The sequence below is a fragment of the Photobacterium sanguinicancri genome, assembly GCF_024346675.1.
Classification (GTDB): Bacteria; Pseudomonadota; Gammaproteobacteria; order Enterobacterales; family Vibrionaceae; genus Photobacterium; species Photobacterium sanguinicancri.
In genome coordinates this window covers 955413-975858 of record NZ_AP024850.1, presented here as the reverse complement: position 1 = coordinate 975858, position 20446 = coordinate 955413, and the positions used below count along the sequence as shown (strand labels likewise).

General features: G+C 42.8%; 20 protein-coding genes. 9 read left to right on the top strand and 11 right to left on the bottom strand.

Going from position 1 to position 20446, the window contains the following annotated elements:
* Window positions 1-46: 46 nt before the first annotated feature.
* The 4 genes from hemH to htpG form a co-directional block, all read right to left on the bottom strand.
* Window positions 47-1024 carry a ferrochelatase gene (hemH, locus tag OCU87_RS04835; RefSeq protein ID WP_062689870.1) on the bottom strand — a complete coding sequence of 326 codons (978 nt, stop codon included), beginning with the start codon at window positions 1022-1024 and terminating at the stop codon, window positions 47-49.
* A gap of 103 nt (window positions 1025-1127) precedes the next feature.
* On the bottom strand, window positions 1128-1553 hold the full coding sequence (locus OCU87_RS04830; RefSeq protein WP_062689868.1) for a hypothetical protein: 426 nt from the start codon (window positions 1551-1553) through the stop codon (window positions 1128-1130).
* A gap of 271 nt (window positions 1554-1824) precedes the next feature.
* Window positions 1825-2469, bottom strand: a complete 645-nt coding sequence (adk, locus tag OCU87_RS04825) for an adenylate kinase (protein ID WP_062689866.1) — start codon at window positions 2467-2469, stop codon at window positions 1825-1827.
* Window positions 2470-2682: 213 nt separating this feature from the next.
* On the bottom strand, window positions 2683-4587 hold the full coding sequence (gene htpG / locus OCU87_RS04820) for a molecular chaperone HtpG (RefSeq protein ID WP_261857924.1): 1905 nt from the start codon (window positions 4585-4587) through the stop codon (window positions 2683-2685).
* A 255-nt stretch (window positions 4588-4842) separates the two neighbouring features.
* Here htpG and OCU87_RS04815 point away from each other — a divergent pair, with 255 nt between their 5' ends.
* Together OCU87_RS04815 and OCU87_RS04810 are read left to right on the top strand one after the other, a co-directional pair.
* Window positions 4843-5703: a winged helix-turn-helix domain-containing protein gene (locus OCU87_RS04815; protein WP_062689862.1), complete on the top strand. Its 861-nt coding sequence runs from the start codon at window positions 4843-4845 to the stop codon at window positions 5701-5703.
* Window positions 5694-6239, top strand: coding sequence for a regulatory protein ToxS (locus OCU87_RS04810; RefSeq protein WP_261857923.1), 546 nt, complete (start codon window positions 5694-5696; stop codon window positions 6237-6239). The genes OCU87_RS04815 and OCU87_RS04810 overlap by 10 nt, the downstream gene beginning before the upstream one ends.
* A gap of 81 nt (window positions 6240-6320) precedes the next feature.
* Here OCU87_RS04810 and recR read toward each other — a convergent pair whose 3' ends face one another.
* The 5 genes from recR to OCU87_RS04785 form a co-directional block, all read right to left on the bottom strand.
* Window positions 6321-6923, bottom strand: a complete 603-nt coding sequence (gene recR / locus OCU87_RS04805) for a recombination mediator RecR (protein WP_062689858.1) — start codon at window positions 6921-6923, stop codon at window positions 6321-6323.
* Between the two features lie 3 nt (window positions 6924-6926).
* The gene (locus OCU87_RS04800; RefSeq protein ID WP_062689856.1) at window positions 6927-7256 is read right to left on the bottom strand and encodes a YbaB/EbfC family nucleoid-associated protein; all 330 of its coding nucleotides are present in this window, start codon (window positions 7254-7256) and stop codon (window positions 6927-6929) included.
* A gap of 64 nt (window positions 7257-7320) precedes the next feature.
* A complete protein-coding gene (gene dnaX, locus OCU87_RS04795) occupies window positions 7321-9534 on the bottom strand; it encodes a DNA polymerase III subunit gamma/tau (protein ID WP_261857922.1) in 2214 nt (737 codons plus the stop codon).
* A 147-nt stretch (window positions 9535-9681) separates the two neighbouring features.
* A complete protein-coding gene (apt, locus tag OCU87_RS04790; protein ID WP_062689853.1) occupies window positions 9682-10227 on the bottom strand; it encodes an adenine phosphoribosyltransferase in 546 nt (181 codons plus the stop codon).
* 99 nt (window positions 10228-10326) lie between these two features.
* Window positions 10327-10716: a YbaN family protein gene (locus OCU87_RS04785; RefSeq protein WP_062689851.1), complete on the bottom strand. Its 390-nt coding sequence runs from the start codon at window positions 10714-10716 to the stop codon at window positions 10327-10329.
* Between the two features lie 754 nt (window positions 10717-11470).
* Here OCU87_RS04785 and OCU87_RS04780 point away from each other — a divergent pair.
* Window positions 11471-11836 (top strand): TraR/DksA C4-type zinc finger protein, encoded by a 366-nt coding sequence (locus OCU87_RS04780; protein WP_094958489.1) that lies wholly within the window; start codon window positions 11471-11473, stop codon window positions 11834-11836.
* Window positions 11837-12024: 188 nt separating this feature from the next.
* Here the strand turns inward: OCU87_RS04780 and OCU87_RS04775 are convergent, their stop codons facing one another.
* Window positions 12025-12672: a YccT family protein gene (locus tag OCU87_RS04775; protein ID WP_315972479.1), complete on the bottom strand. Its 648-nt coding sequence runs from the start codon at window positions 12670-12672 to the stop codon at window positions 12025-12027.
* Between the two features lie 134 nt (window positions 12673-12806).
* Window positions 12807-13775, bottom strand: a complete 969-nt coding sequence (locus OCU87_RS04770; protein WP_261857921.1) for a porin — start codon at window positions 13773-13775, stop codon at window positions 12807-12809.
* Window positions 13776-14309: 534 nt separating this feature from the next.
* Here OCU87_RS04770 and dinG point away from each other — a divergent pair.
* From dinG to OCU87_RS04740, 6 genes are all read left to right on the top strand, one after another.
* Window positions 14310-16388: an ATP-dependent DNA helicase DinG gene (dinG, locus tag OCU87_RS04765; protein WP_261857920.1), complete on the top strand. Its 2079-nt coding sequence runs from the start codon at window positions 14310-14312 to the stop codon at window positions 16386-16388.
* A gap of 14 nt (window positions 16389-16402) precedes the next feature.
* Window positions 16403-17176: a sulfite exporter TauE/SafE family protein gene (locus OCU87_RS04760; protein ID WP_261857919.1), complete on the top strand. Its 774-nt coding sequence runs from the start codon at window positions 16403-16405 to the stop codon at window positions 17174-17176.
* 40 nt (window positions 17177-17216) lie between these two features.
* On the top strand, window positions 17217-17768 hold the full coding sequence (locus OCU87_RS04755) for a primosomal replication protein (protein ID WP_261857918.1): 552 nt from the start codon (window positions 17217-17219) through the stop codon (window positions 17766-17768).
* A 2-nt stretch (window positions 17769-17770) separates the two neighbouring features.
* On the top strand, window positions 17771-18682 hold the full coding sequence (locus OCU87_RS04750) for a histone deacetylase family protein (protein WP_261857917.1): 912 nt from the start codon (window positions 17771-17773) through the stop codon (window positions 18680-18682).
* A 20-nt stretch (window positions 18683-18702) separates the two neighbouring features.
* Window positions 18703-18864, top strand: coding sequence for a pleiotropic regulatory protein RsmS (rsmS, locus tag OCU87_RS04745; RefSeq protein WP_062689841.1), 162 nt, complete (start codon window positions 18703-18705; stop codon window positions 18862-18864).
* A gap of 203 nt (window positions 18865-19067) precedes the next feature.
* The gene (locus OCU87_RS04740; protein ID WP_261857916.1) at window positions 19068-20375 is read left to right on the top strand and encodes a phosphatase PAP2 family protein; all 1308 of its coding nucleotides are present in this window, start codon (window positions 19068-19070) and stop codon (window positions 20373-20375) included.
* Window positions 20376-20446: the final 71 nt, after the last annotated feature.

The following is a 20446-nucleotide window of genomic DNA, read 5'->3' as shown; positions in this document are numbered from 1 at the left end:
ACAATCAAAACAATACGAAAATTCGGATGATCAACAACTTAGAGTATCAGTTTTCTGAGTACCAACCTCGCGTATGTTGCTCAATAAGGTGAGTCATCATAGTGATGTGTGCTGAGTTATCATTCAAGCATGGAATAAGATTGAACGTTTCGCCACCAGCTTCAATAAATAGCGCTTTGCACTCTTCTGCAATTTCTTCTAACGTTTCTAAACAATCAACAGAAAAAGCAGGACACATAACGTCTAAACGTTTGACGCCTTTTTTTGCTAAAGCTTCAATGGTCTTGTCTGTATAAGGTTGCAACCACTCTTCACGCCCAAAAATAGATTGATAACTCATGCTCATTTTTTCACGCGGTAGATCTAACTTATCAGCCAATAATGCCGTGGTTTGATTGCAGTGTGCCGAGTATGGATCGCCGTTATCAACATAGCGCTTTGGAATGCCATGGTATGAACACAATAAATAATCCGGCTGACCATGCTCAGTCCAAAAATCAGTTGCCGATTGTGCAAGGGCAGAAATGTAATCTGGGTGATCAAAATAATGGTTAACAAAGCGTAATTCAGGAATTTCTGGCCATGCTTTAATCGACTTAGCCAGCTTATCAAATACTGCTGCGGTGGTTGTTTGCGAATATTGCGGATAAAGCGGTAGCACCAACACCTTGTCACAGCCCTGCCCTTTAAGCTCAGCTAAACCATCTTGAATACTCGGTGAGCCATAGGTCATACCGAGCTCGACGGGAACATCAAGCTGCGTTTGTAATAGCTGCTGCTGACGTTTGGAGTACACCATTAATGGTGATCCATCATCCATCCAAACAGATTGGTACAATTTCGCCACTTTGGGTGCACGGATAGGTAAAATAACACCATGTAAAATTGGGCACCAAAGCCAGCGTGTCATATCAACCACACGTTTATCGTGCAAGAATTCACCCAAAAAACGCTTTACTCCGGCCGATGTTGGCTCGTCTGGCGTCCCTAAGTTCACCAACAATACGCCGTACTTTTGACTCATTTTCTATCCGCCGCTCTATCTTAGTTAAACCATATAATAGCTAATACTATCACTAACTTGTACGGCTCAATATCGTAAAAGATCACGCAGCTTACAAAATTACCTATTTCGAGTCAGGATACTTTTTATCTATGGCTTTTAATGACCTAAGGAATAACCCAAGTCCACCAATTGCTAACACCAGTATCGTCATCAATTCAAAGGCTGTCATTGCGTTGAAACTAAAGCGAATCGATGAAATAACGCCAAAAATGAGTGCAACGAGTGAGCCTATTGTTAATAACCAACCGATGATGTTTTTACTATTAAAAAAGATGAGGCCAACACCAAACATAAATGGGATCATAATCATGCCCCCAGTCACACCAAAGCCTGAACCTAACGCAGAAAAGCCATACAATCTAGAACCAAAACCAAAACTCGATGACACCGATATGGCGTTAAAGAGTAAATAAAATCCTCCACACATCATAATCAAGCCAATAAAAAATTGACCAATACCGCCCGATGTACCGCCAGCGCCATTCATACCTTTATTCCTTTTCCTTTGTATTTAGTCATGTTCAACAAACGATAGTTATTGTTACAAAGGTATGACTCTAAAGGCATAGCAGAAGAATGGGTAGTCTCTCGCAGAGTTAAAAAGAAAGACTGGGAGGTTCGATACACTATCGACTGAAATTAGGGTGTATGCCCGCTTCGCATACCCACACAGAGCCCCTTGCCTACTCTGTAAATTTAAGCAAAAAAAAGGGCATACCTAAGTATGCCCTTTTTTATTAATCACAATGAATACGTGATTAAGATAATGCTTTTTCTAGCTCAGCGCTTACAGCTGCAACATCTTGTGTACCATCAAATTTAAGGTACTGCGTTTTACCCGCTGCTGCTTCTTTACCGTAGTATTCGATAAGAGGTGCAGTTTGGTTGTGGTAAACACCTAGACGCGCTAGTACTGTTTCTTCTTTGTCATCTTCACGGATAACAAGATCTTCACCAGTTTCGTCATCTTTACCTTCCACTTTTGGTGGATTGTAAACAACGTGGTAAGTACGACCAGAAGCAAGGTGAGCACGACGGCCCGCCATACGCTCAACAATAACTTCGTCAGCAACATCGAATTCGATAACGTAGTCGATATCAACGCCGTTTTCTTTCAAGCCATCAGCTTGAGGAATCGTACGTGGGAAACCATCTAGTAGGAAGCCTTTAGCACAATCGTCTTGGGCAATACGCTCTTTAACCAGACCAAGAATGATGTCATCAGACACAAGTTGACCTGCATCGATTACAGATTTAGCTTGCTTGCCTAGCTCTGTACCCGCTTTGATTGCTGCACGTAGCATGTCACCAGTAGAGATTTGAGGAATGCCAAATTTCTCCATGATGAATTGTGCCTGAGTACCTTTACCTGCACCTGGAGCGCCCAGAAGAATGATGCGCATCGTAATCCCCTTTAATATAAATAAGCTTGGTGTTTCTCAAAAAAAGTGAAAATACACTGATTAGACGTCAGTCGCAAGCCCAGCACTCAGTCTGGGCTCGGTTTACATTCTTTATCAACATACTATGCGATAGTAGCAAGAGCGTCGATTAGACCTTAGTCAGAATTAATCACTCATGCGTACGCCAGTACTGGGTATCTCACCAATGGTTCACTATTTAGCTAGCAGTTGGTTTACTGCATTTAAGAACTGAGACGGATCTTCCATCGCGCCGCGCTCAGCAAGCATCGCCTGACCCATTAGCATTTCAACCCAACGGCCAAATACGACTTCATCCGCTTCGTCTGCCATTTGTTTAACCAGCGCATGCTCTGGATTAATTTCGAAAATGTAATTCACTTCAGGCGCTTCTTGACCAACAGCAGCCATTAGCTTCGCCATTTGCGTACCCATTTCGTTTTCATCTGTCACAACAACCGCTGGAGTATCGTGCAGCTTGAAGGTAGTACGCACTTCCTTCACACGATCACCTAGGTAAGCTTGAGTACGCTCAACGACTGACTTAAATGCTTCTTGTGTTTCTTTTTGCTTTTCTTTGTCTTCTTCATTCTCGAACTTCGACAAATCAAGATCGGCTTTAGTGATCGATTGGAATTGCTTACCGTCAAACTCAGGTAAGTAGCTCATGAACCACTCATCAATACGATCATGCATTAAGATAACTTCAATACCTTTTGCACGGAATTGCTCAAGGTGAGGGCTATTTTGCGCCGCTTTAAAACTGTCTGCTGTGATGAAGTAGATCTTCTCTTGATCTTCTTTCATACGCGATACGTAATCAGCCAATGACACAACCTGCTCAGCGCCATCATTGTTTGTTGAGCTAAAACGTAGCAAGTTTGCAATCTTATCGCGGTTAGCAAAGTCTTCAGCTGGGCCTTCTTTAAGCACTTGGCCAAATTCATTCCAGAACGTTTGGTATTTTTCAGCATCGTTATTCGCCATACGTTCAAGCATGGTCAGTGAACGCTTAGTGCACGCTTTACGCAGTGCTTGAGTCACTTTGTTATCTTGCAAGATTTCACGCGATACGTTCAGTGGCAGATCGTTAGAATCAATCAAACCACGCATGAAACGTAAGTAGCTTGGCATAAACTGCTCTGCGTCATCCATGATAAATACGCGTTGAACGTAGAGCTTTAAGCCGTGCTTACTATCGCGGTTATATAAGTCAAATGGTGCTTTCGATGGGACATATAATAAGCTAGTGTAATCCTGCTTACCTTCAACACGGTTGTGACTCCAGTGCAGTGGTTCTGCAAAGTCATGAGATACGTGTTTATAGAACTCTTTATATTCTTCTTCAGAAATATCTGATTTGTTACGCGTCCACAAAGCTTGTGCTTTATTGATTTGTTCCCATTTTTTGTTGCCCGTTTCTTTACCTTCTTCGTCCATTTCTGCCGCCTGAAGGTGAACGGGAATACCGATGTGATCTGAGTATTTACCAATCACATCACGTAGACGGTATTCACTTAAAAATTCTTTTTCTTCTTCACGCAGGTGAAGAATGATATCGGTACCGCGTGTCGGCTTAGTGATGTCTTCAATGCTGTAGTCACCTTCACCGCTCGATTGCCAGCTAACACCCTGCTCTGCTGGTGCACCTGCAGCACGCGTACGCACAGTCACAGAATCTGCCACGATGAATGCAGAATAGAAACCAACACCAAATTGACCAATCAGCTGCGAGTCTTTGCTTTCTTCGTTACTTAAATTACTAAAGAAGTCTTTTGTGCCTGACTTTGCAATTGTACCTAAATGTTCAATCGCATCTTCACGGCTCATACCAATGCCGTTATCACTGACGGTTAACGTACCAGCTTCAGCATTAAAGGATAATTTAACACCAAGGTCTGAGTCACCTTCATATAAGTCTGGCTCTGACAGTGCACGAAAACGTAATTTATCTGATGCATCAGACGCATTAGAAATTAGCTCACGTAAAAAAATCTCTTTATTTGAATACAAAGAGTGAATCATCAAATGAAGAAGTTGTTTCACTTCTGACTGAAAACCACGGGTTTCCTTATTAGTGGCAGTATGTTGTTCGCTCATCGACACTCCAAATACAAGTAGTTCTACGTAAAATTACCACGATATTCATACAGTTAAACCACTGCTTGTCCATCTATGGCAAAAATTCCAAATTAGATACTAATTAGATGTGGTCAAATAGTGCATTTTCAACCTAAAATAGTCTTTTTTATTCATTTTAGAATTTCTAATTTGTAATTTTCTTTTTTTTACATTCAGATTATATTCAGGGAATTATGATATATAAGTGCCTAAACTGTTTCACTGGGGCTAAAAATGCATAACACCTCCACTAAGTTCTTAATTGGTAAGCGTTTCCTTTTTGACCCTTACGACAACAGCTTAATTGATCAACTTGAAAATGATGAACTTACTCGCCTAGGCAGTAATGAAAGCCGCGCCCTCAGCCTTTTGATAGAAAAGCCTGGCGCAATCATCACACGCACCCAACTCCATGATTTTGTTTGGCGAGAGCAAGGTTTTGAGGTAGATGACTCTAGCCTAACCCAGGCTATTTCAACGCTACGCAAAGCGCTTAAAGATTCAACCAAATCACCCGATTTTATAAAAACAGTACCTAAACGCGGTTATCAAATGATAGCGCCCGTTTCTGAGCATTTAGCGCACATTGAAAAACCCGAAAAACCTGAAAAAACATTTGCAGAAGACCTCGTAAGCCAAATCCCGACGACGTCAAATAAAGCGACTGAAAGCGAAACGACGCCAGTTGACAATACGGTTCACCACGCAGTTACATCATCAGAAAGCATAAATAAACGTGTGAACTTATTCGGTTGGTTGGCTCTGGCATTAGCACTGTTGCTACCTTTAATTATCAATAATAGTTACCCACCTAAATCTGCTGCTTTTAACCAAATAACAGAAGTAGATGGGATTCCTGTTCTTGCACCTAATAACCACCCTGGTTTAAGTAACTGGGAGCCAATGATTCGTAGCTGTGTCGCACATTACCTTGAGTATCACCCAGAAAACAAACGCCCTATCGAAGTGATTGCGACGGGTGGCCAACAAAACCAAGTTTGGATTAACTATATCCATAGTATTGATACGCCTACTGAAAATGTGACGTTACGTTTGTTATCAAGCCAAGAGGATAACGACCAGTTATGCAAATAAAAAAAAGTTCTGCCTCAACCATTTTTAAACGCTTTTGGCCATACCTGATCTTGGCTATATCAACGGTGTTCAGTAGCTGGCTATATTATTCAAGTGACTATAAGCAAGAACAGCTGATTATGTCGCGTGAATGGCAATCAAATACCGTAAGCCGTATTGAAGAAAAGTTGCTCGATAATGAACTAGTCGTGCTTCGTCGTGTTGAGCAAACAAGCCACATGGTTTATCTGCCTAACAAGAATTATTCTCGAATCACACTCATGAAGCTGTACAGTGATAATGAAGAACCACTGACTTTACATATCTCTGAATCAGGTGTTTGGAATATCAGTGGTGGTTATTTACTGACGGAACCATCAGAGTTTAAAGACATTACTTCGGGTACAAATAAAGACTTCCAGAAAAAGCAGCTAACAGCGATCAGAAAAATATTCCGTATGGATGCACGCCAAAGTCGACGTATTGATGTTCTGAATGAAAAGAGCTTACTGCTAACCAGTCTGACATACGGCTCAACCGTGTATTACTCGTTGTAAGTCACTTGTCTGTTGAAGCAGCAAAACAAGACATAAAAAAACCGCACGTGAGTGCGGTTTTTTATTGTTAGCATGTTTTGCCTAATACAGCTTCTGACGGCCAGCAATTGAATGTGATAGCGTTGTGCCATCCACCAATTCCAGCTCCCCTCCAACAGGGACACCGTGCGCGATTCGACTCGCAGGTACATCATACTCACTACAAAGCTCTGCAATATAATGCGCTGTCGCTTCACCTTCCACCGTTGGGTTAGTCGCTAAAATCAGCTCACTGATGGTCTCTTTTTGGAGTCTAAATTCCAAAAGATCCAAACCAATGTCTGATGGACCAATACCGTCTAACGGCGATAGATGCCCCATGAGCACGAAATATCGTCCAGAAAATTGTCCTGTTGATTCAACAGCCACAATATCTGCGGGACTTTCTACAACACAAATCTGCCCCGATTCCTGACGACGAGGGTTAGCACAAATCGCACATACCTCTTCTTCAGTGAATGTTCGACACTGTTGGCAGTGTCCAATTTCTGTCATGGCTTGGCTTAGAGCATCAGCAAGTTGAAGACCACCTTGCCGATTGCGCTGTAACAAACTGAAGGCCATTCGCTGTGCTGACTTGGGACCAACCCCAGGCAGGCAACGAAGGGCCTCCATTAATTGTTCCAGTAATTGACTGGTACGCATTGATTAGAAAGGCAACTTCAAGCCAGCTGGTAAGTTCATACCACCTGTAACACCAGCCATTTTCTCTTTTTGCGTTTCTTCAATACGGCGTGCAGCATCGTTAAATGCCGCTGCAATAAGATCTTCAAGCATGTCTTTGTCGTCTTCCATTAGGCTATCATCTAGCTCAACACGACGTACACTATGGCTACCAGTGATCGTAACTTTAACAAGGCCAGCACCGGACTCACCCGTTACTTCCATGTTAGCGATCTCTTCTTGCATCTTTTGCATGCGCTCTTGCATTTGCTGCGCCTGCTTCATCATGTTACCCATACCGCCTTTACCAAACATATTATCTCTCTCTATTGGTCTGGTTAATATTCACGCTATACCACAGTACTGATAATGACTGCAGTTAAATCGGTCGAATGCTCTCTTCATCTACTACAGCCGCAAAGCGTTGGCAGATAAAGTTCACATGGGGGTCTTGCTGCAAACTTTGCTTCGCTTGACCCAATTTATTTTGATAAATCGCCTCTCGCCATTCCAGCGGAGTTTGCCCTTCATCACTTAATTCAATCGCTAATTCAATCGGCTGCTCTAGCAAGTGACCAATTGCTTCTTGTAACTGTTCTCGCGCCTTCGGGCTATCGAGATGCGCTTGCGCTTGACGTAATTGCAGAGTGACCTTGTGTTCACTTTGCTGATACGCAGAGTTTAGTGCTAATTGTTGAACTAAACGTCCCACATTAAGCTTAGTCACTAAATCTGACCAACTATCCTGATTTGCCGCTTCATTGACAAGTTGTTTTGTCATTTCGGGCGTCTTTTCATGCTCTAACGCTTGCTTTATCTGGCGTGGGGCAACCTTAACCTTAGATTCCGGTTCGGTGACGACTTGCGTCGACTTCCACTGGTATTCTTCAGGCTCAAGTGGCGCATGCTGCGCAGCTAAATGTGGCGGCATGGATGAATTCGACACCGACATCGCAGTTTGGCCATGGCCATTTCTTGCTTTAGTCGCTATACGATCTAAAACATTAGTTGCGACTTTCTTGGCGGGTGCCGATTCAGGCTTTTTTCCTGCTGGCTGTTCACCTCGGTTTTTCTGACTACGTAAACCATTACGTGCCGCTAATAGACCTGAGACACCTGATTGCGGCGGTGCAGGCGGCGCTATAGGTTGGGGCTCTACCATCGTATTACTCTGCGCTGTCGGCGCGATAGGTTGCAATGGCTGCTGTGTTTGAGACTGCTGTGTTTGAGGCAGCTCATTATATGACGCAGGCTGCGAATTTAAAGGCATCGCATCTGGTCGTGTTGTTACCTTTTCCGCAGAAGGCAACATTGAGCTTACCGAGCTAGACGGTTGCATCTTCGCTTTTAATGCTTGCATGCGCTCCATTCCACCCGACATTGGTGCAGGTGATGAATGAGGGGCTGCTTGAACATTTGGCTGTTGTTGCATACTTTGCGTTGGTGGCGTAGCCGCAACAGGCTCGGTCACAGGGACATTAATAGACTGCGGAGTGATCCCCTGTCCTGACATAGGTCTAAACGCAAGCATACGCAGCAAGACCATCTCTAAGCCAGTTCGCCCTTCTGGTGCATAAGCTAAATCTTGACGGCCTTGTAAGGCAATTTGGTAGCTCAGTTGTACATCTTGCGGCGACATAGCACCACTTAATGCAGCAATACGTTCAGCATCAGGGGCAGATTCATCTAACGATGCAGGCAAAGCTTGGTGAAGGGCTACACGGTGCAACTGTGCTGCTAATTCACGTAATAAGCTATCCCACTCAACACCAATGGCCGCTAACGATGCCACACTCGCCATCGCAGCTTGTGCCTCGCCTTGAGCAACAGATTCAAGTAACTGTAATGCTTGATCGGTATCTAGCGTTCCTAGCATCATAGCAACAGATTCTGTTCCTACACTGCCATTACCAAGCGCAATCGCTTGGTCGCTTAAACTAAGCGCATCACGCATTGAACCATCAGCGGCGCGGGCTAATAAATTAAGCGCTCGCGGTTCGAAATCAACCTGCTCTTGCGTTAAGACATGGGCAAGTTGATCATGTATTTGGGTGACATCTAAATGCTTCAAGTGAAACTGTAAACAGCGCGATAAGATCGTGACTGGCAGTTTCTGAGGATCGGTGGTCGCTAAGATAAACTTAACGTATTCCGGTGGCTCTTCCAGTGTTTTCAATAACGCATTGAAGCTGTGACGAGATAGCATGTGCACCTCATCAATCAGGTACACTTTAAAGCGGCCACGAGCAGGTTTGTATTGCACGTTATCGAGCAACTCACGAGTATCTTCTACTTTGGTTCGCGATGCCGCATCGATTTCTAATAAATCAACAAAGCGACCTTCATCAATTTCACGGCACGTCGAACACTGTCCACAAGGTGATGCCGTGATCCCTTGTTCACAATTTAGCCCTTTGGCGAAAATACGTGCGATGGTTGTTTTACCGACACCACGAGTGCCGCTAAAAAGATATGCGTGGTGAAGTCGGTCATGGGCAAGTGCATTGGCCAGAGCCGTTAAGACATGGGATTGACCTACCACATCGTCGAATTGATGTGGTCGCCATTTGCGAGCCAAAACCTGATAACTCATGAATTATTTAACCTTACTGAATCAAGATTTCAATGCTAGCACAGGGAGGATTTTGGCGCGAGAGGACTCTAGCTTGAGCGTCCAATACTTCACCACTGGTGCGTATTACACAGCAGTGGTGAAGACATTGAGCATCAAGCTTAACGATTAGTGACCACTAAAGTCACAAATGCTGAACACATTAAGGCCTAAAGTCTTCAAACGTGCCTCACCACCGATGTCAGGTAGATTAATAACGAAAGCCGCATCTTCTACTTTACCGCCTAAACGACGAACAAGTTTGGTCGTTGCTTCAATTGTTCCGCCCGTTGCTAGTAAATCATCAACCAACAATACTTTGTCGTTTTCATTGATCGCATCAACATGAATTTCTAGCGTGTCTTGACCATATTCTAGCTCATAGCTCTCGCCAATCACTTCACGAGGTAATTTGCCAGGCTTACGAACAGGAACAAAACCTACGCCAAGCTCTAATGCCAAAGGCGCACCAAATAAGAAACCGCGCGCTTCGGTACCAATCACCTTAGTGATACCTTGATCTTGATACTTTTCAATCAGCACGGCAATGGTTGCACGGTAAGCCGCAGGATCTTCCATTAAGCTAGTAACATCACGAAAAAGAATACCTGGCTTAGGGTAATCTTGGATTGATTTGATGCTATTTTTGATTAGAGCTAGCTTGTCTTGAGTCATAATTGTATTCCATACCCTACCCTAATAATGAGTTTAGGGTTTTACGCAAACAATACGTCGACTGCAAAAACAAGCAGCGGACGCAATCAGCCCGCAATATTAGTAATTTTCGCGGCGAGGAGCAACCGACTCGACAACGGGCAAACGATTAAACCAGACTAACAAAGTTACCCCGATCACAATCAGCATCATTTTATGCCACACAAGTGGTACTACAGCGATAGAAAAAGCAAAACTCGCCACGATCATGATACTTGCCCGTCGTTTTACTTTACGTGAAATAGCACCGTGTTGATGCCAATTATGCAAAATAGGACCAAAAGTTGGATGGGTAGTTAACCACAAGTTCAGTCGTGGTGAACCACGCATAAAACAGGCGCTAGCCAATAATAAAAATGGGGTTGTTGGCAACAAAGGTAAGAAGACGCCCAGAACACCTAAGACGACACAAACCCAACCAAATGCTATTAATATAAATCGCTTTATCATTCCACTCGTCGCCTTCACAAACCTAGTCAATGCAATGCCAATAAGCACCTGAAATTTGAGCGATATGATTCTATCGTATTCTTAGTATAACAAGAGCAAGAATTAAGCTGTTCTCTCGAATAATCTGTATCAAAATGCGACTAGAAAGCGCGTTTATAAAAGCTATTCATCAGTAACACCATTCGTCGCTATAAACAGTTAAGTATGAAATAGTTAACTCTAAATCCAATCTAAAAAAACCAAAAAAGAATATCCATCATAGTCAATACCATGATGGATATAACGCTTCAATGCCTGACGACAAAACCGTTATTCTACTAGCGGGCAATAATATCGAGCAGTGTCAAACTAGCGGGTAATGTTGGCAATAATAGAGCAACAATTAAGCCAATAAAATACAACGCGTTGTAGGGTTCTTTATATCCATATTCCATCTTAATTTCCTTTATATATTCCTTTCTATGATAGAAAACGGCGAAAACACAGCATCATAGATAATGACGCACATATATTCGCTTCATATGAGCTGAATTTACCAAATCCAACCTCGCACAATGTGATGAGGCTGGCGCATCTCTATGGATGTTTATCGCGGTAACACTATATAAGAGGACATCACCGACAAAAACCAACTGAAAGTAGGGATATATATGATCTTCACTATAAAGATTTATAATGGTTTGATTCAAATCAGGATAATGAATCTAGAGAGATTTAGACTAAAAAGACGATAAAACAAAAAGAATAAAAGATTATGGCTACCCCAGAGAGAATAGATGATGTGCTTCAACATAATTTAGAAGCTCAATACGAAACCTTGGCTGCATCACTCAGACATGAAGTCATATCAAATGCACTGATTTCAAACCTAACCGCAATGAAAAAGTTAGAGTTGAATGAACTAATAAAAATGGCGAAGTCATCTTACATCCCAACGTTATTAGATCTTGCGGCTAAAATAGAAAAAGTGGATGCCGCGGTATGCACCTTAACTTTAGGTATGTATGGCCTATGTGCCGATTGCGAGGAAGAAATTGAAGCCGACGATCTTTTGAAAGATCCCGCTCAGCCACGTTGCCGTGCATGTCGCGAGCATAGCAGATACCACCATGATGACTAGCTTGAAAAACGCCGCTAGTGCGGACTTGTAAGCATGATGAATGCATCGGATCTGATGATGCTATTCTAAGTACGCTAAAAGTGAACGTTCACAAAAGGTATCGTCAAGCTGCACTTTACTCATAAATGCAGCTTATACGCATGCTTTAAACACTCGATAGCTGTGGCATATACCACAGATTATGACGCTTACTTAAACTCTTGCTCTGCCATCCAAATCTTGAAGGCCTTCTTCTCTTTTGTTGATGCTTTGGTATACCACAATTTAAGCTGGGCTAATGAGTCACCTGTAATCGTGACTTCACCTGCATCGTTAACCACAACTGCTGCTTTCGTCATATCTGTTAGCTTACCTTGCTCTAAAGCAATACCTTTTTCTTGGTTATAGCTAGCCACTAATTCCTCGATGTCCGAGTAAGGAATAAAACCGCCACTACCAGGTAGTACTTCCGCTTGATACGGCAAAGCTGTACTACCGACAGTTACATTCCACTTGGGCGCATCACCACGAAATTCAGTTTCAGCAGCGCGGTAATTATTGGCTGCTTCAGGGAAGCGAATAACCACATCATCAGTACTGTCAAAACTCATAATAAAAGGTTTAGTACTGAAAAGTTCCGTTTGGGTGCCGCGACGTAGCATTTTCTCACCACGAATAACCACCTGATTTTTGCCTTCGGCTATGTTGTAAGTATTGTCGGCAATGGCATTATCACTGTTTACTGCAACACCGTTGATTGCCATAACAGACAGACCATATTCCGTTTCTAAGGTGTTTGCTTGTGCCGTCGCGGCAAGCAGCATACCTAAGGCTAAGCTAACAATCGTTTTTTTCATTACCTTTACTCCTTCAAAGCGTCAAAATACCAAACTAACTAACCGTTACCCTCGACTATAAACGAAAAAAGCCGCCCGAAGGCAGCTTTTACATATAGGGGGAAATATTAGTTCCTAATTCGCTAAAAGCGTTATTAGAATTTAACTTCCATACCAACTACGTAACCGAAGTCGCTATCTGCTTCTAGGTCTTCGTAACTAACTTCAACGTATGCACGAGTGTTAGCAGTTAGTTGGTGAGCAACGTTACCGTAGAAGTTAGTTGCGTCTTGAGATTTAGCATCGCCAGAGTTCTGTGCGTAGCCTAGACCGAATGTGTTCTTACCCATAGTGTAAGAACCAGCAAGTTCCCAAGTTTGGATATCGCTGTTTTTGTCAGCACCGTTATCAGATTGGCCGTATAGTGCACCAACGTAGATAGGACCAGCAGCGTAAACGAACTCTAGATCCCATGCAGTTTGTTCTGCAACAGTTTGTTCGTTTTTGTAGTCAGCGTAGTAAGCGCGTGCTTCGAAATCACCAAATGGAACACCAGCAGCAACTTCTAGTAGCTCTTCGCCTTTTTTACCGTTTGTTTCTTGAGCGATGTTGTAACCAGCACCTGCCCAGAATTTCTCGCCAGAGAAACGGTATTTGATGTACTGATCCATGTCAGTATCTTCGTAGTTAACACCAGCTGTGTCTTTCAGCTCGATGTCAACACCAACACCAGCATCATCGATGATAGCTAGTTGGCGACCGAAAGTAAGCTCACCAAATGCACCACCTAGACCAACGTACAGGCCGTCATTTTTAACGTCACCAATGCTTGCGCCGTCTTTTTGGTTATCTTTGCTTTCGCCGATAGCTAGTTCGATAGCACCTAGAGCGTATAGGTTAGCGTTAACTTCGTGTTGAACGCGTAGTGCTAGGTCACCATCATCAATGCGGATTGATGCGTCTTTTTTTGCGATGTTATCTTCTGCACGAAGGATGTACTGAACTTCAGCAGCACCAGACATAGTAACTTGTGTACCATCTTGGTCGTATAGAGATACTGCTGCAGAAGCAGAACCTGCTACTAGAAGTGCTGGAACTGTAAGTGCTAAAAGAGTCTTTTTCATGAGATCCACTGCCTTTTCTTATTTGGAATGGAATTCCTATTTCCAGAATTCCTTTTCTATTATGTTTTTTTAGAGGACTACCCGGTTAATACCAAAAGAATAATCATCTAAAGCAATCTGATTGCGTGGCTATCCTGACAGAGTTTTCGCCTAAGTGTCAAATAGTTCAAAAAATTAATCAAAAAATATTTATCCCCTACTTTTCAATGAGTTAACATAGAAAGCAAAAAAGACAAATAGCAAAAAAGTCACAAAACAGCTGGTATATAGTTTTTTACAAAGACAAAATAACAACACAAAAAACTGCAAAAAATGAAAAACCAACTAACATCCAGTTACTTATATTATAAAACACTGCTTTTTTAGTTAAGTTAGTGTTTTGTCGACAACCTCACTACCCATTCATGTTGAGTTCAGTTTATTTTCGTGACCAAAATCTCATTTAGATTCAAAGTTGTTCAATTTATTTGCCCCCGCTCACATTCAGATGTTCGTGTTATAATCAATGCCCTTGTCATTTAACACGTTGCAGTTATGTTACACAGCCAAATAAAAAGCGATATCAAGCAATGCTATGAGAACCTTGGAAACCAGCTTGATAACTTCCGACCAAGGCGTGCTCAAAACTACCTAGTTGCAGAAATAGCCAAAACACTAGCGGGTGAATACCATAAAAAGAACAGAATGTTGGTCGCTGAAGCTGGGACAGGTATCGGTAAATCACTGGCTTATCTGATTGCAGGTATCCCTTTTGCGCTGTTTAACAATAAAAAACTGCTCATTTCAACCGCAACAGTCGCATTGCAAGAGCAACTTATTGATAAAGACCTACCCTTGTTTAACCGCATCTACCCTAAAGAATTCAGCTTTATTCTTGCCAAAGGGCGTCAACGCTATTGTTGTGGCCATAAATTAGCGGCGTCATGCGATGGAACGAGCGATGATCAGATGAGTTTTTGGCAAGAAAAACCTAAAAAGTCTGATTTAGAACTTTTGACTCGCATGAAAAAAGCCTATGAATCAGGGAAGTGGGATGGTGACCGTGACGGCTGGCCAAAACAGATACCTGACCGTGTATGGCAACAAATTGTGGCAGATAAGCACAGCTGTCACGCAGGTTTACCTAAACATCGCCAATGCCCTTTTGCTAAGGCACGCGAACATTTAGATAAAGCCGATGTCATTATTGCAAACCATGCGCTCTTAATGGCTGACATTGAGTTAGGTGGTGGCATTATTCTGCCTGAACCGGAGCAAACCATTTATGTAATAGATGAAGCCCATCACTTACCACAAGTGGCACGTGACTTTTCATCTGCCGCTGCAAGCTTAAAAGGCGCGACTAATTGGTTAGAAAAGCTCAATCAATCTGTCGGGAAACTCGCTGAGCTAGCTGACTACAGTAAAGCAGGTCGCTTCCAGTCACCCTTACAAGAAAATATTCAGCATCTAATTCCAACCTTGCGCCAAATAGCAGCAAATATCGATCCGAGCCATTTTAGCAAAGATGGAATCTATCGCTTTGAACACGGTGAGCTTCCTGCTTGGTTACAAGAAGAAGCAAAAGGCTGTAAAGATGCCAGTAAGAAGGCACTACAAGCGTTAGGCAAATTACATGACTTAATTTCTGAGCGATTAAAAGATAATGAAATTGCAGCACGTCAAGGTGAACCCGCTTTAGCTGAGTCTGGCTTTTACCTGCAACGTCTAGAAAATCTTGAAAAGGTATGGGCGCTAATGGCGCAGCCTTGTAATAAGAAAGGTGCCCCTCTTGCACGGTGGATTGAAAAAAGCGGTGATCGTGAAGATGATTATATTATCGAGGTTTCACCACTCGAAGTGGGTTACCGCTTAGACCAACTATTATGGAGTCGTGCCGCGGGGTCTATTTTAGTTTCAGCAACCTTGCGCGCACTTAACCAGTTTACCTATTTTTGTCGCCAAGCCGGTATTTCTGAATCAGATGGTGTGAAATTCCTAGCCCTTGCATCTCCGTTTGATTACCAAAACAACGCGCGTTTAGTGATCCCTGCATTACCTTTAGAACCACAAGCTGATAAATTCACCGAGCTATTGATTGAAACCTTACCTGAATATTTGGAAGGCGAAACCGCGAGCTTGGTGTTGTTTTCTTCTTATTGGCAGATGAATAAAGTCGCGGAAAGCTTGCAGCCTATCGCCAAGAAAAATAAATGGCAATTACTCGTTCAAGGTGATGAAGCGCGACACGCCATTCTAAAAAAACATAAAGAAAACTGTAAAAATCAGGTTCCGAGCATTTTATTTGGTACTGGCAGCTTCTCTGAAGGGCTTGATTTACCTGGTGATTTACTTAAAAACTTGATCATCACTAAAATTCCATTTGCCGTGCCGACTTCACCAGTTGAAGAAGCACACGCGGAATACATCGAAAGCCGAGGTGGGAACCCGTTCTTACAGATTTCTGTACCAGAAGCGAGTAAAAAACTGATTCAATCTGCTGGGCGTTTACTGCGAAAAGAAGAAGATTCTGGTAGAGTAGTTTTGCTCGACCGACGCGTAATTTCACGCCGTTATGGCAAAGCATTATTAGACTCATTACCACCGTTTAAGCGGATTATCGAACATAAATAAATAGAATTGCCATAATGATAGAAATGATTGAACCGACCACGCTCATAATACTTGGGCTTGTGGCATTTTTAGCTGGATTTATCGATGCCGTTGCAGGTGGCGGCGGTATGCTTACCGTTCCAGCACTTTTGTCTTTAGGGCTTCCGCCCCATATTGCCCTTGGCACCAACAAATTAGCAGCGACATTTGCCTCTTCAACTGCGGCATGGACTTATTATCGTAAACAGCTCTTTTCACCGCACTTCTGGCAGTTATCGTTTATAGCCACCTTGGTAGGTGCTATCGGCGGTACTCTAATCGTCGACATAATTAGTACTGAATGGCTAGAAAAAGCCCTTCCGTTAATCATTTTAGCTGCCGCCGGTTATACCATTTGGCACCCTCAGCCTAAAGGAGAGCAGCGTCAACTGCCCACTGACGATCAGAAACTAAAGAAAAAGCAATGGTTACAAGGTGGGATCTTAGGGTTTTATGATGGCGTCGCTGGCCCCGGTACTGGTGCATTTTGGACCGTTTCCAGTATGGCATTATACCGGTTAGATATTCTGCTTGCTTCTGGCTTAGCCAAAGCCATGAATTTCACCAGTAATATTACCTCTCTGATTACCTTTGCCATTTTAGGACATATTAATGTCGCGCTAGGATTAACAATGGGCGTATGTTTAATGATGGGCGCCTATATAGGTGCACATTCAGCAATACGTTTTGGGGCAAAGTTTATCCGTCCTGTCTTTGTGACGGTGGTTGTTATTCTTGCCGGTAAGCTGGCTTGGCAGGCTTGGTTCTAATATATAAATCAGATCACAACGAAGGTTTAGAGCAGTCAGTATGTTTGATGTAACCAGATTAAAAGCACACGTTGATCAATTATTAAAAGACGCTGCTGCGGTTGATCGCCAGCGTGGTGAAGCATTTCGCCCTTTGTTTGATGAACAACTCTTTCAAAGTCGCAGTAAATTACTGACACCATGCGTTGAAGAAATTAGTCAGAAAATAAAATCACTGCAACGAGAACAGCAATCAGGCCGATTATTAGCCTCTCGTACTGCACATATCTGCGATAAAATCGTCGCGCAGATACAAGCGATTCAACGTGAACTCGCCACACAAACCATCAGAAAAAACGAACCTAAGCAAAACAACACCAAACAGCGTCCAATCCATGAATTGTACCAAGATTTGGCTAAACACCAAGAATGGGAACGCCGTTTAGTCGGTATGAGCCGTGATAAAGCCATGATGCTCAATCGATGTCAAAGCCTTGCAGAACAACAGATATTACAAAAAGAAATATTAGCTCTTGAAGGGCGAGTACAGCGCTGCCAATCTGCAGTTGCTCAAATTGAAAAGCAGATAACGTTCAGAGAGCGTCAGGGCTAAACATGCTACCTCTTGTTTATCACACCATCTACTCTCAACTGGATATACCACCAGAGCACCGCTACCCGATCAGTAAATACCGCCGTTTATATGGCCATATACTTAAAACCTTTAATGTCAGTGATTTACAACGATTAGCTTTTTTCCAGCCACAGCCACTTTCAATCGATACGGTAAAATCTGTTCACCACTCGGATTATGTTGACGCGTTAATCAATAACACCTTGCCTGTAGCAAAAATGCGCCGAATCGGTTTTCCGTGGAGTGAGCAGTTAATACAGCGAACACTGACATCGGCAGGAGGAACTTGTCGAACAGTAGAACTTGCCCACCAGCACGGCTTGGCCATTCATTTAAGTGGCGGCTACCATCATGCTCACCATGAGTTCGGTAGTGGTTTTTGTCTGATTAACGATCTCGCATTAGCGGCACACCAAGCGCTGCGTTTAGATAATGTAGATAAAGTGATGATCATTGATTGCGATGTACATCATGGTGATGGGACAGCCACACTTTGCGCGGATAAGGATAATGTTGTTACTTTTTCAGTGCATTGTGATACAAATTTCCCCGCAAGAAAACCAGACTCAACCATAGATCTTGCATTGCCACGCCACACTACCACCCAAGAATACCTGAGGGTCTTCCAGCCAATATTGCAGTTAGCACTCGCACAGCATCAACCCGACTTAGTTATTTATGATGCTGGTGTCGACATCCACACTGATGATGAACTTGGTTACTTTGATGTATGCAAAGACGGTATTTATCAACGTGATCTCTTAGTATTATCACATTGTAAGCAACACGCGATCCCCGTTGCGGCTGTAGTCGGTGGTGGCTACCGTGCCGATCACCAACAATTAGTTGTATTACATAGCCAACTAATAAAAGCCGCTCTGACGCTTATTTAAATATTCTTATTGAGATAATCATGACCGAAAAAAAATCACCGCTAGATAATGCACCAGAAGATATAAAGCTTGCTGTCGATCTTATTTACTTGCTAGAGAGTAATGACATAGATCCTAAAATAGCATTATCTGCACTTGCTATTGTAAAAAATGATTTAGAATCAAAAGTTAATAGCCAGTAAATGGCTGCCGTTAGAATAACTAAAAGTAATAAAAGATAATTACTCACACTATTTGAAAAGATTTGAACCGCCTTTACGTATTTTTAAGTGCAAATTAACCATTTACACTGGCTTGACATTGAACTACATTTGAAATATTACTCTTCAGCATGCATTCTCGTTCTATAATTTTGTTGAAGGAGATATCAAATTAAGGATAAATAATGCTTCAATGCTTAAGATGTTCATTACCCGCTTTACTTGTAATCGCACCACTCACCTACGCAAATAGTCCGCCAAGTGAGCCTAATGAGATAACACGAACGGTCAACAGCGATATCGTTGAAGCTGGTGACATGTTACAAATACTACTTCCTGCAGCAGGGTTATTTGCTGCTTGGATGTACGATGATGCAGAAGGGGCGAAACAACTGGTCTATGCAACGGCTTCCACCCAGGCGATAGTCCAAGGAATGAAATATACTGTTGGTCGAAAACGCCCAAATGACAGTAACTGGCACTCTTTTCCATCGGGTCACACATCTGCAGCCTTTTCTGGTGCTGCTTTTTTGCAATCGCGCTACGGTGCAGCTTGGGGTATCCCTGCCTACGCTGGAGCCACCTTCGTGGGCTTAAGTCGAATCCACGGTAACCGACACTACGCTGGTGATGTCGTCGCTGGTGCTGGTATCGCATTTTTAGTAAACCAATATTTTGTCTCACCGTACCGCACGGAGGGTGTTTATTTTAGTGCTCAACCAACACAAGATGGTATTGCTGTTGGCGTAACCCTAACTGACGCAGCATTCGAAGATAAAAGTCGAGATCGCGCAAGCTATCAATTATCATCGATTGATTATAAAAATCGCATAGAGTTAGGTATTGGCGTTAATCTCGCAGATAGCTCTGGACAGTTTGGGGCTACCGAATTTCTCTCGAATTCCGAGCTAATTGATGAATACCAACCGTTTTCATACATCAATTACCAACGCAAGCTTGCCAATAACAACAGCTTTGAGTTTGAATTTATTCCAAGTGAAACTCGCAGGCGTGGTAACGCAAGCCAACCTTTTACGGTGGATGGTGTTACCTATGAACCAGGAGATGGTCAGCTATTTACTGCTTTTCGCCATTGGACTTTGGGCTCTTCCGCGTACAAAGGCTACAAAATTAATGAAAAATTCGACGTCAACTTTGGTCTAGGTCTATACGTACACTGGATCTCCGTTGATGTGGATAAAAATGAAGGTGGAAAATATTCAACCGCCGACTCATGGCGTGTTCTCCCAAATTTAGCAGTAAAAACCCAGTATAAGTTCACAGATGAAATTTCAGTCTTAGCCAAGGCACAATATCAGTTCTGGGAAGGTGATGCTTACGCGGTTGCTGAAGCTGGTCTTCAGTATCAGATCAACCCTGCGTGGGATGCGGGCCTCAAATATTCCTATACTAATACCGAACTCGACAATTCAACATTTAAAGCAAACTACGATAGTCAATCTATTGTGCTAACTTTTGCTAATCGCTTCTAAGTTAGATTTGCGACTACAAATATTGATAAACAACGCCCTCCAAATGGGCGTTGTTTCATACCTAAGCATAA